The 11,121-nt window shown below is 71.0% G+C and carries 11 protein-coding genes and 1 pseudogene; 9 read left to right on the top strand and 3 right to left on the bottom strand.

Going from position 1 to position 11,121, the window contains the following annotated elements:
• Window positions 1–11 precede the first annotated feature (11 nt).
• From ACWIX7_RS22245 to ACWIX7_RS22220, 6 genes and pseudogenes are all read left to right on the top strand, one after another.
• The gene (locus ACWIX7_RS22245; protein ID WP_448618573.1) at window positions 12–512 is read left to right on the top strand and encodes a hypothetical protein; all 501 of its coding nucleotides are present in this window, start codon (window positions 12–14) and stop codon (window positions 510–512) included.
• A gap of 1,070 nt (window positions 513–1,582) precedes the next feature.
• Complete coding sequence (locus ACWIX7_RS22240; RefSeq protein ID WP_089405756.1) at window positions 1,583–1,858, top strand: type II toxin-antitoxin system Phd/YefM family antitoxin; 276 nt, start codon at window positions 1,583–1,585, stop codon at window positions 1,856–1,858.
• On the top strand, window positions 1,855–2,130 hold the full coding sequence (locus tag ACWIX7_RS22235; RefSeq protein WP_448618572.1) for a type II toxin-antitoxin system RelE family toxin: 276 nt from the start codon (window positions 1,855–1,857) through the stop codon (window positions 2,128–2,130). Before ACWIX7_RS22240 ends, ACWIX7_RS22235 begins: the two co-directional genes overlap by 4 nt.
• A gap of 398 nt (window positions 2,131–2,528) precedes the next feature.
• A pseudogene (locus tag ACWIX7_RS22230) lies at window positions 2,529–3,383 on the top strand (tyrosine-type recombinase/integrase); the annotation flags it as partial.
• Between the two features lie 97 nt (window positions 3,384–3,480).
• Window positions 3,481–3,825, top strand: coding sequence for a hypothetical protein (locus ACWIX7_RS22225; protein ID WP_448618571.1), 345 nt, complete (start codon window positions 3,481–3,483; stop codon window positions 3,823–3,825).
• A 273-nt stretch (window positions 3,826–4,098) separates the two neighbouring features.
• Window positions 4,099–4,719 (top strand): antibiotic biosynthesis monooxygenase, encoded by a 621-nt coding sequence (locus tag ACWIX7_RS22220; RefSeq protein ID WP_448618570.1) that lies wholly within the window; start codon window positions 4,099–4,101, stop codon window positions 4,717–4,719.
• Between the two features lie 100 nt (window positions 4,720–4,819).
• Here the strand turns inward: ACWIX7_RS22220 and ACWIX7_RS22215 are convergent, their stop codons facing one another.
• Window positions 4,820–5,539 carry an SDR family oxidoreductase gene (locus ACWIX7_RS22215; RefSeq protein ID WP_448618569.1) on the bottom strand — a complete coding sequence of 240 codons (720 nt, stop codon included), beginning with the start codon at window positions 5,537–5,539 and terminating at the stop codon, window positions 4,820–4,822.
• A 1,264-nt stretch (window positions 5,540–6,803) separates the two neighbouring features.
• Here ACWIX7_RS22215 and ACWIX7_RS22210 point away from each other — a divergent pair.
• Both ACWIX7_RS22210 and ACWIX7_RS22205 read left to right on the top strand, forming a co-directional pair.
• A complete protein-coding gene (locus tag ACWIX7_RS22210) occupies window positions 6,804–7,181 on the top strand; it encodes a YybH family protein (protein WP_448618568.1) in 378 nt (125 codons plus the stop codon).
• A gap of 37 nt (window positions 7,182–7,218) precedes the next feature.
• The gene (locus tag ACWIX7_RS22205; RefSeq protein ID WP_448618567.1) at window positions 7,219–7,722 is read left to right on the top strand and encodes a hypothetical protein; all 504 of its coding nucleotides are present in this window, start codon (window positions 7,219–7,221) and stop codon (window positions 7,720–7,722) included.
• A gap of 353 nt (window positions 7,723–8,075) precedes the next feature.
• On the opposite strand, the gene ACWIX7_RS22200 is transcribed toward ACWIX7_RS22205, so the two are convergent.
• Window positions 8,076–8,534: a hypothetical protein gene (locus ACWIX7_RS22200; protein ID WP_448618566.1), complete on the bottom strand. Its 459-nt coding sequence runs from the start codon at window positions 8,532–8,534 to the stop codon at window positions 8,076–8,078.
• A 621-nt stretch (window positions 8,535–9,155) separates the two neighbouring features.
• Between ACWIX7_RS22200 and ACWIX7_RS22195 the strand changes: the two genes are divergently transcribed.
• Complete coding sequence (locus ACWIX7_RS22195; protein ID WP_448618565.1) at window positions 9,156–9,545, top strand: hypothetical protein; 390 nt, start codon at window positions 9,156–9,158, stop codon at window positions 9,543–9,545.
• A 1,158-nt stretch (window positions 9,546–10,703) separates the two neighbouring features.
• Here ACWIX7_RS22195 and ACWIX7_RS22190 read toward each other — a convergent pair.
• Window positions 10,704–11,075, bottom strand: coding sequence for a cupin domain-containing protein (locus tag ACWIX7_RS22190; RefSeq protein ID WP_448618564.1), 372 nt, complete (start codon window positions 11,073–11,075; stop codon window positions 10,704–10,706).
• Window positions 11,076–11,121 lie beyond the last annotated feature (46 nt).

Here is an 11,121-nt window from a genome sequence, read left to right as displayed (position 1 = left end):
AGGAGGATTCGGTGAACCTTCGCTTCGTGGCCTTCAACCTCATCGCTCGCGACGCCACGTTAGTAACGCTGCTCGCCAACTATGCCCGGCACTTGGAGGACGACGGCGCTCCAGGGGATCAGGCGCTGTCCTGCTTCGTCTCCCTGAGTTGGGCCGTCGACGAGCACACTCCTGCACCGGCAGAACGTGAACTCCTGACCATCCACGTGCACGTGTCCCGTGATGTGCCGCGTCCACAAGATTATCTCGAGGGAATCTGCGAGCGGCTGCGTGCGGCACTGACCACTGCCGGGCCGAACCCATGCCTCACTGCCCGGTGCCTGACGACGTCCGACGTCATCACGGACACCCACTTTTCGACGTTCGTCAAGAGCAGTACGTGGGAGATCGCAGCCGTACAGGCGGAGTCGAAGGTCTCCCCTGCGACCAGACTCGTGCCATGGTCGGTGTGCGGCGGGACCGACGCTTCTGGCCTCCTGGCCGGAAGCGTGGCTGCCCTCAGCCTGAACTGATCGGCGCCAAGGGCTCTCCGCGGCACGGCTTGAAGCGGAGCTCTCGGCGTTGCGCCTGGAGCTCGCCACGACTCACCGTGAGGTCGATGGGCGTACACAACTCCCGCCCCCAGACCACGAGTGCGGTACCGGGTACCGCGGAAGCGGCTGTTGGAGTCCAGGACGCCTGCTCCATTCGCACACCCTCTACTCGGGCTGTATGCAGGCCCTCCCGAGCGGAATCGCTCCACCCGCCTCGGACGAGCGGTCTGCCGGAACGCACCGATAATCGCCCGAGGAGTGCCCGACCCGCACGGAGATCGGAGCGCCGCGGCCCCTCCCCGCGTATTGCCGAAGGCGGCCCGATCGGGTCTCGTGCGGCAGCGAGCACCACTACCGTGAACGGTGGTCGTGGTGGCACGGGCAGCGGCTCCTAGCGCAGATTCAGGCGCGAGAACTCGCCCGATAACTCCCCCGCTTACGCTCATGCGCCACCTGCGGTTTCACCGCTCTGAACAGCGCTTTCGGGTTTCGCTCCCCGAAGATGCCGGGAAAACCAATGCGGGTCCAGCCCAGCCGCGCCAAGCGTCCTGCCAGCACACGACTGATCCGGCGCTCGGCGTCAGGGAAGCACAGCGCTCACTCGACGGACAACCCGCGTCCTGCAGTGGATTTGGGGTACTCCTCCAGTCACCTTCCTAGCGCCTAGACCACCCCTCAAGCACCGTGGGCCATCGAGCTCATCAGCTGGAGCGTCTGCTCCTCCCGCTGATTGACCAACCCGCGGCCGCGAGCCGGTGCTCGACGAGCTGCCCGGCACGCCGTCGCGGCGTGGCTCGCCGGCCCGATGACTGCAGGGGCTCCGTCGTCTCAGGGTGCCGGTCACTCGCCTGATCGGTCCGAGCCAGCGGTTGTGGACAACGTCCTGGGCCGTCCGCGAGTGGCACGAACCTGTCGGCCTGTCACCGCTCTGCCCGTTCACGTGTCCCGTCGCCTCCGCCGCCCGACTGAGCCGGTGGTGGGCGGAGGTTCTGTCAGAGCCCCGGCCGAGCTGCTTGACCGCAGCCGGCGAGCTGACCATGATTGTGGTCATGACGACCCAGTCGCTGGCGGCGGTCAAGGCGCACTTCAGCCAGGTGATCGACGAGGTCGCCGGCACGCACGAGCGCGTCACCGTCACCAGGAACGGCAGTCCGGTCGCGGTCATCCTCGCCGTCGAGGACTACGAGTCCCTGATGGAGACCTTGGAGATCCTCTCCGATCCCCGAGCGCGCTCGGACATCAGGCAGGCCGAGGAAGCGATGGCCGCCGGTGAGGTCTACGGCGAGGCCGAGGTGCGGGCCGCACTCGCGGCCCGCCGGCGGTGACCGGCCCTCATCAGTTCGACGTCGTCCTCTCGGCGGCGGCCAAGCGGGCCATCGAGCGAGACCTCCCCGAGCGCGTGGCTGTCGCGGTCGTCGACTTCCTCTACGGGCCGCTGGCTGCGGACCCGTACCGCGTCGGGAAGCCGCTGCGCTTCGAGCTCCAGGGCTACTGGTCCGCGCGACGGGGCCAGTACCGCGTCATCTACTCGATCCACGACGACGAGGTCCTCGTCAGGGTCGTGCGCATCTCGCACCGCGCCGACGTCTACGGCTGACCGGCGCCTCCGTGCCGGCACCGGCATCGGCGGAAGCGCTGTGTCCCTCCTCGGACACAGCAGCGAGGCCCGTGGCCGGTGCCCCTCTCACCGTCGCCGCACCAGACGGGTGGGTAGCCGGCTCCACGGCGCGAGGATCAGGACCGGGAGGGCACGGAACGGACACCTGCGCGGATTCCGGGCGCGAGAACTCACCCGATAACCCACCCGCCGACGCTCGTCCACGACCTGCGGTTTCGCTGCGCTGAACAGCGCTTTCGGGTTCCGCTCCCCGAAGATGCCGGGCGAACCGATGCGCGTGCAGCCCAGCCGCGCCAGGCGTCCCACCAGCGAGAACGGCTGATCTCGACGCTCTCGTGGACCTAGCACAGCGCTCACTCGCCCGATGACCTCCCGCCGTGGCGATCCGGCTGGAGAACCTGCTGGCGTCCTTCCGGCGGCACCTGCGGGCCGCCGCCAAGGCGCCGCGGACGATCGAGCTCTACAGCCAGTCGGTGCGGTACTTCAGCCGCTGGCTGGCCGACCGCGGCCGGCAGGCGACGCTGGACGAGTTCACCCGGCACGCGATCAGCGCCTGGCTGACCGAGCTGGCCGAGACGTGCGAGCCCTCCACGGTGGGCACCCGGCTGCGCGGGATGCGCCGGTTCTGCCGGTGGCTGGTCACTGAAGGAGAACTGGGGAAGGCCCCCACCGACGGCATCGAGATCCCCAGCCCGCCCGACAAGCCGGTGCCGATCCTGACCGACGAGGAGATCGCCGCGCTGCTGAAGGCGTGCGCAGTCGGGCGCGGCCGGCCCGGGATCTTCGACCGCGCCGTCTTCCTCGGCCGCCGCGACGAGGTGATCCTGCGGCTGCTGCTCGACACCGGCGTGCGGGTGTCGGAGCTGAGCGGGCTCGAGCTGACCGACGTCGACCTGGACCGCGAGCTGGCCTACGTCATGGGGAAGGGCTCACGCCCGCGGGTGGTGCCGTTCGGGGCGAAGACCGCACAGGCGATCGACCGCTACCTGCGCATCCGGTCGCTGCACGCGCACGCCCGCTCTCCCCGGCTGCTGCTCAGCCAGCGCGGGCCGATGACGCCCGACGGGCTCCGGGAGGTGCTGTACCGGCGGGCCGCCGAGGCGGGCGTCGCCGACGTGCACCCGCACCGGTTCCGGCACACCTTCGCGCATTGCTGGCTCGCCGGCGGCGGGCAGGAGCGGGACCTGATGATGCTCGCCGGCTGGCGCTCGGACGACATGCTGTCCCGCTACGCCGCCTCCACGGCAGTCGAACGCGCCCACGACGGCACACCTGTGGCCGCTGGCGGACGTCAGTGTCGTGCCGTCGGTCTTCCCGGAGGCGTTCGGCATGGTGGCTGCGGAAGCCGCGGCCTGTGGGTCGCCTCCGCTGGTCGCCCGGCACTCCGGTCTGGCCGAGATCGCGGCCGGCCTGCAGGGCGAGTACCCGCCGCACCTGCGGCACCTGGCATCCTTCACCAGCGGTGACGCCGAGGACCTCCGCACCCGGCTGCGCGAGCTGCTGGACCTGGACACCGGGTCCTGGCGAGCGCTCTCCGAGGGAGCTCGCCGAGCAGCGGTCCGGCTGTGGAGCTGGGACCACGTGGCCGGCCGCATCCGCGAGCTCGCCGCCGGGGCCGAGGACGATGGGCCGATGGCCGGGCGGCAGCCAGCGGGACCCACGGCGGCCGAGTGAGCTACGACCGCATCGCCTACCGCAGCTGCAACGGCATCGAGCGGGTCCTCCACCGGCTCGAGGCCTCGCACGGCATCGCCACCCGCTAGGACGAGCACGCCGCCGACTACCGCGTCGCGACCGTCCCCGCGGGTGCAGCGCCTTCGCAGGGCAGCACGGAGCTGCCCACGAGCTCGAGCCCCGAGGCCCGTTGCCTCGGCCTCCGAGGGAGAGCACAGTGTGCCGCGCGGCGATGCCGCAGGGGCGTCGCCGTCACGAGGAAGGAGTGGTGGCATGTACGCCCGATCCACCACGATGCGGGTCGCCCCCGAGACCCTCGACGACCTCATCGCCTACATCCGCGAGGACGTCATGCCCATGGTCATGCACCTGGAGGGCTGCGTCGGTCTCTCGCTCCTGACCGACCGCGACACCGGTCGATGCATCGCCACCAGCGCCTGGGAGACCGACCACGCGATGCACGCCAGCGCCGAGCAGGTAAGCGCGTCGCGCGAACGCGCAGCCGAGGTGTTCGGCGGCACGCCTGAGGTCCAGGAGTGGGAGATCGCTGTCCTGCACCGGGCACACCGGGCCGGGGACGGCGCGTGCGCGCGGGTGGCGTGGACCCGGACCGACCCAGCGAACCTGGACCGGGTGATCGACGCCTACCGGGAGAGTCTGATGCCCTGGTGGGAGGAGACACCGGGGTTCTGCAGCAACAGCCTCATGGTGAACCGTCGAGACGGGCGATGCGCCTCGGCGGTCGTGTTCGAGAGCCGAGAGGCGATGTCGCACACCCGTGATCAGTTCACGACCCTGCGCGAGGAGTTCGTGGCCAGGATGGGGATGGACATCCTCGAGGTGGCGGAGTTCGACCTCGCCCTGGCCCATCTGCGGGTACCCGAGACAGTCTGACCGGCAGGCCGGTCCGCGCCGCGCCACCGGAGAGGATGGACAGCCACCGACCCTCGGGGTCCATCGTCTCCGGCCCGCGGCGCATCACAGGTCGAAGCCGTCACCTCGACCTCTCGCCGCCTTCCGGTGGTGTCGCGGCCGGGAGTCGCGGCCGCTCTCCGGCGGCCAGCCTCACGGCGCGGTCGCGGACCGCCTGGCGCCACTCGGCCGGTACGACGGTGAACTGCCCCCGCCCGGTCGCGTCGAGTGCCTCGACGGCCACGCCGTCGGGTTCGGCTCCCTCGGCGGACATGCCCGAGCGCACGAGCGCCGGGCACGACACCGTGACCGTGACCCTGCTGTCGGACAACTCCAGTGCCGCCTGCTCGGCGACCGTCACGACCGCGTGCTTCGACGCGGCATAGGCGCCACCACCGGGCCAGGTGGCCAGACCCGCGAGGGAGGCGGTGATGAGGATGTGGTGCGGCTGGTCGTCGGAGAGCATGCGGGGGACGAACGCCCGTAACCCGTTGATCACGCCTCCGAGGTTGACGCCCATCACGCGCGCCCACTGATCGGGCGGGGTCAGCCACACCGGTCCGACATGGCTGCCGGTCACCCCTGCGTTCAGGCACAGGACGCGAGTGGAACCTGCTACGTCAGCGAGCGCTTCGTTGTCATCCGGGCTGGCCACGTCCGTGACGACCGCGGTCGCCCCCACCTCGTGGGCGGTGGCCGTCAGCGCCGCGTCGTCGATGTCAGCGAGCACGAGGCGGGCACCGGCCTGAGCCAGGCGCCGGGCCAGAGCTCGTCCGATACCACTGGCCGCGCCCGTGACCACGGCGGTCTCACCGACCAGTTGCATCCGGATCCCCTCCAGGGTGAGTCCTGCGCCGGGACACTGCCGCCCAACAGCGGCCGAGGGGCGGTGTGCAGCGGGCACGATGCCCCGGCGAAGCTTGGCCCCCCGAGGGCGCGGCGCACCACGTCGGCGCCCGGATCGCGACCTTCGTCCTCGATCATCGATCGCGCCACGGCAGTCCGGAGCCCGGCCACCGCCCTGGCGGCGGCACGAGGCACGACTATCGATGGCACGGGCGGGCTCTGCCACGTGCGGTGGCCGCCCCGGAGTTCACGAGCGCACTGCCCCTGCACCTGCGGGATCTGCTCGATCTCGTGGCCACCGATCCCGACGGCGCCACGGCCATGTTGCGCCGCTTCGACGCAGACGCGATGTGGGACCTGGTCATGACCGGGGCTCCAGCGTGCGACCGAGCGGTGTACCGCGCCAAGAGCTTCGAACGGGCTTGCCGGACGGCGCTACGGGAAGGCTCGCCCAAGGGCCGGAGGGATACGTCCGCGACACCCTGCTCGCCATGAGCCGCGGGCCCCTTCCCCTCGCGCACATCGGGATCCCCGTCGACGTCTGGTGTGGCGAAGAGGACGTGGGCCACTCCCCGACAACGGCGCGACGCTGACCGGCCGGATCCCCGGCGCTCACCGCCACGTCGTTCCTGGTATCGGTGACGCCGTCCTGTGGACCCACCCACGACCCATCCTCGACACCCTCGTCGCACGCGGCTGATCGGCAGATCCCCCAGGCTCACGTGTCGCCCAGATCTCCCACCTCCCGGCGTCTACGGGCTCCACGCACCGGCTCAGCCCCGCGGAGGATGCGCGTTCGTTCGTGACGTGTCGCGCCGCTGATCCCGCATCGCCTCGGGATCCCTACGGGCCAGGGTCCCGGGACACTTCCAGCATGGTCGCGCCCGTGGACCACCGGATTGTCGTGCCCGCAGGCTGGCGGAGGCGGACGACCCTCAAGGGCGAGCGGCACCGTCACGATGACGTGCGTCGAGATCACTACACCGCGGTGGGAGCCCGGCCTGGCACAGGTGCGGGTGGGACACCGGATCAGTGCCGAGGCGGACGATGCGCGTCGTCGCCGTCCACCCGTTGTGTCGCCGACCGTCCTCGGGAACCGGTGAGTCCGCTGCTGCGCTGAGTCCGCTCCGGCCCTGCTGGGCGTGTCCGGGCGCGGGCGGGCCTTGTCGGGGCTGCTGCCCCTTTCAACGCTGGACCTCTCACAGCAGAGGGGAAGAGCCATGGCGCGCAGTGACATCGATGCGCTCAATGCCACGTTCGTGCAGGGCCTGGAGAAGGGCGATGCCGGGCTGATGGCCTCGCTCTACGCAGAGGACGGCCGGGTGCTGGCGCCGGGGTCCGAGCCGGTGAGCGGACAGGCGGCGATCGAGCAGTTCTGGCAGGGCGCGCTCGGCCAGGGGCTCACCGGGGGCAGCCTGTCGACGGTGTCCCTCGAGGAGCAGGGCGACCTCGCCGTCGAGGAAGGCCGCTACGAGCTGCGCGCCGGGAACCAGGTCGTGGACACCGGCAAGTACGTCGTCGTCCACCGGCGGCAATCCGACGGCTCGTGGAAGTACGGGATCGACATCTGGAACTCCGACCAGGCGCCGCCGTCCTGACCGGGCCGAGCGGCCGCGCGCAGAGAAGGGACCTCGAATGGGCCAGCTGTACCTGCAGCGCTTCGCCTACCGCGACGGCGCCACCCGGTCCGAGATCGACGCGGCCTGGACCGAGGCCTTCAAGACGTTCGCCCGCTCGGGCAACTGGGGCGGGGTGGACAGCGGGGTGAGGCACCACCGGACATACGGCACGGCCTGGGGTGGCTACGTGCTGATCGAGGTGGACGACCCCCAGGCGTTCGGCCGCTACCAGGCGCACCACAACCAGGCCTACGCCTCGGCGGTGAACATCACCTTCGAGCCGCTGTGGGACCTGGACCGCCTTAGCAGAGACCATCGACAGCCTGAAGTGACGGTCGGGGTGGCGACGCCGGTCAGCGGATCGTGGGTTCGTGGCCGGCCGGTGCGCCGCTCAGGGAACGGATGGCGACCAGCACCGGGGCCGGGCACGAATGCGGTGAGGGCGGTGTCCGCGCGTTCGGGGCTGGTGGAGCCGATGCCGCGGGCCCGCAGTGCTCCTCGGGTGGAGGGGTGGGAGTAGGCCTTGTCGGCTGTAGTCGTGCGAGAGGTGGGCCGGCCTTTCCGGCCGACCCGCCCCTGACCTGCTCCGTCGGGCTGACAGGATTCGAACCTGCGCCCCCTGACCCCAGTCACAGTCGAGGGGTTCGCCAGGGTTCGCGGAAGTGGTGTAGCCGCAGGTCAGCGGATCACGGTGTCCGTCGCCGTTCGTTGCCATTCGCGGCCGTTCCGAGCGGGTTGCTGTACGGGTTGCTGTGCTGCTCCCTCCGCGTTCGCGCGCTTTGCCGGCTCAGGCGGTGCCCTCCAGGATTCGTCGGAGACCGGCTGAGGTGAGTTGCGCTGGTCCTGGCGGCTGTCCAGTGGCGTCGGCAGGGATCAGACGAACGCGAACAGTCGGTGCGGGTCCGCGTCACTCAGGTCCATGATCTCGGCCAGCAGCTCGAGTGTGTCGGCATCCTGGCGGCTGATGGAGCGACCGAACGGTCCCCGCGCCCGCGCGACCCCTTCGCCGACGGCGAGGAGAGCAGCTCTCATCGAGCTCGCGGCCCCCGCGCCGAGCCTGGCCGACACCGTCGCCGCCGCGAGCAGGCCGGTGGTGACGGGGCGACCGTCCCGCTCGTATGCCGCCACGAGGTCGGGATCGTCCAGCGTCGCCTGAAGCGCCTCGGTGCCGAGCCAGGTCGTCGTTGGCAGCGTGGCACGAACGGCGTCCCAGATCGCATCCAGCTCCCAGGTCTCCAGCCGTGTCCGGCCGACCAGTGCGCTGAACATCCACAGCGGTGCCAGCCGCAGAGTCTGCTGGTCCGATCGGGCGAGGGTCCCGTACAGGGTCACCAATTCCTCCTCGTTGGCGAGGTCGTCCGCAGTGTGCGCCCACTGGCAACAGGGATCAATCAGCGAGACAGGTTGAACTGCCCCGGCGAGTTCAGAGAGTCTCCGGACTCGCCGGGGCGGCCCACTCGCCTCCCAAGTGGAATCAGAGGCGGTCCGCTGTCCTCGCCACACAACGCGCACTCGTCACTCCTCCGCGAGGTCGCTGGCACGGACGCGACGTCGACCACGTCCTATCGGATCGCCGGCGTGGTCGGGCCATGTTGAATCGGGTCACAGTCCGAACAGGCAGCTGCCGGAGAGGATCGCTCCAGTGCACCGTCGCCTGGCCTGTGCGCTGTGTCTGCCGGCGCTGCACAAGACGCTGTTGACACCAGCGGCGAGCACGGCGGGCAGAACGCCGAGGGGAGACGGCCCCCAAGGAGCCGTCTCCCCTCACTCCCCGGGAGCACGAGGCGGGCGACCGATCGCCAGCACGCCCGTCGGCGGCCCGCAACGCGGCGGTCAGTGTCAGGTCTATGCAGCAACCAGGACACATCCGGAGCCGGCCGGACCGCGCGCGTCTGGCGGTGTCCGGCTCGCTGCGGTCAGATCAGCCTTACCGACGCGGCCGGATGTGGTCCGATGGACAGCGTGGTTGCCGAGGTCGCGGATCCTGACCGGCGACGGGCGGTGAGCCGTGTGCTTGCTGCGCTGAGCGGGGTGTGGGGAGTGTTGCTGCTCGTCCGGCCCCGACCGCTGGCCAACGCATTGTGCCCGGAGTTCCCGGAGCCGAAGCTGTGGATGGTGCGCGTGCTTGGCGCCCGGCTGGTGGTGCAGCACGCCGTGGTGCTGGCCTCCCCCGCCCGCCGCCAGGTCCGCGCGGCGGCCATGGTGGACGGGCTGCACGCAGCGAGCATGGTCCCGCTGCTCTGGTCTGCCCGGTATCGCCGTGCCGCGCTGGTCAGTGGCGGCTATGCGGCGTTCTATGCGGTCACGGCCCCGGCCGTCGCCCCACGCACAGACAGCCGGTAGGCCAGCCGCGGGACGCGCAGCACGCCTGCCGTGACCAGCCCCGAAGCAGGCGCGCCAGACAGCGCGCCTGCCCGCAGCCCGCGACCGTCGGCTGAAGCTCCGACGACCGCTGCCTCCCACCGATGGACAGGCTCGGCGGCCGATTGGCGTCGATGACCTCCCCGGGTCGCAGCTTCGGGAAGTCGTCTTGGCCAGAGCCCTGACTATGGGCGCCTGGCTGCGAGCAGGTGTGCCGTGGGCGACCCGGCCCACGAGCGGCGGGGGAGGTGGCCGGGATCCGACACAGGTCCGTCGGGCACGTCACGAGCTGCGCGGACACCCTGGAGTGCCCAGAGCTGTCACGACCCTGGTCGTGCGGATGGTCCGCTCCCGTCCGCCGAGGGGCGGTCACCTCGCGCCCGTCCTCGATGGCCTCGTCGGGGGCGACGGGCCTCCCCCGTCGACGACGCCGGATCCGGCCGCCGGCCCGGGCCCGAGGGCGTCGAGCCCTGGCTCGAGATCACCCCAGACGTCGTGGCCCGCGTCCGGCTCCGACGACGCGACCCGATCCCGCTGCGATGTGAGGGGGCGACGGCCGCAGCCTGAGGCGACCCGACCGCGCGGACGATGACCGGGGCTCACAGCCCCCGGGCGATGGGCACGGGGTGCTGGCGCTCCGACCTCCGGTCGCACCTGCCCGCTGGCTCCCGGGCGATGTACTCGTGGTCTCCGACGCCCCTGCACCGCGCAGCGCGGAGAGGGTGCAGTGCGCTTGCCGGGGATCGCCCGCATGTGTCCCTGCTGTCGTGTGGAGACTGAGTCGTCGGCGACCGTCGTGGGCGGCTGGCGCATGTCGGTCATCTGCAGCGCTCCGCCAAGCGTCCAGGAGTGCTCCTCATGAGCCTGCGCTCCTGCGTGGCGGAGAAGCGGCCTGCGCCCGGCTCGGTCGGCCAGGCGAAGCCCACGTCGTCGGCGACCATCTGAGGAAGGGGTTCCCCGCGCACCGATCAGGAACCCGGTGCAGAACCGCCCATGGGTGAGGTCCGCGACGCGTGCGACGACGCTGTCCATGAGCTTCTCCTCGCGGATCCGGTGGCCGAAGCCGAGGGCTTCGGCGGCTCTCACGCAGCGCCCCGCGACAGCACAACCGGCTGCTGGCGGTCGGGACAGGAGTGTCGTTCAGCCGAGGAGTGTGACGAGCGGCTGGCCGACCTCGACGAGATACGTGGACAGCATCTGCCCCGTCCCCGGGCCCAGGTCCCGGGCGTTGTGGGGTGTCCCCGGCGTGATGAGGAACCCCTCCCCGGCGTGCAGCGTGCGCGGCGGTCGGCCCTCGACGAGCAACTCCACCGTCCCGGCGGCGATGTACCCCACCTCCTCCCCCGGATGCGTGTGCCAGCCGGACTCCACGCCGACCGGGATCTCGGTGAGCACCTGCACGATCTCGCGGCCCGGGATCGACGAGGAGTTGCGCTGGACCTCGGTACGCCTGAGCCTCCCCGCGAAGGCGTCGTGTGACGGCTGCACCTGAGTCAGCGGATCAGAGACCATGGTCGGACCTCTCACTCCAAGGTTCACCGGGGACCACCTCGGTCCG

This window comes from Geodermatophilus sp. URMC 65 (genome assembly GCF_053502545.1).
This window is presented reverse-complemented; position numbering and strand designations above follow the sequence as displayed.

Coding starts and splice junctions, on each gene's coding strand:
- ACWIX7_RS22240 (WP_089405756.1), top strand. CDS start 1,583: ATGACGACCCAGTCGCTGGCGGCGGTCAAGGCGCACTTCAGCCAGGTG.
- ACWIX7_RS22225 (WP_448618571.1), top strand. CDS start 3,481: ATGGTGGCTGCGGAAGCCGCGGCCTGTGGGTCGCCTCCGCTGGTCGCC.
- ACWIX7_RS22220 (WP_448618570.1), top strand. CDS start 4,099: ATGTACGCCCGATCCACCACGATGCGGGTCGCCCCCGAGACCCTCGAC.
- ACWIX7_RS22210 (WP_448618568.1), top strand. CDS start 6,804: ATGGCGCGCAGTGACATCGATGCGCTCAATGCCACGTTCGTGCAGGGC.
- ACWIX7_RS22205 (WP_448618567.1), top strand. CDS start 7,219: ATGGGCCAGCTGTACCTGCAGCGCTTCGCCTACCGCGACGGCGCCACC.
- ACWIX7_RS22195 (WP_448618565.1), top strand. CDS start 9,156: ATGGACAGCGTGGTTGCCGAGGTCGCGGATCCTGACCGGCGACGGGCG.
- ACWIX7_RS22190 (WP_448618564.1), bottom strand. CDS start 11,075: ATGGTCTCTGATCCGCTGACTCAGGTGCAGCCGTCACACGACGCCTTC.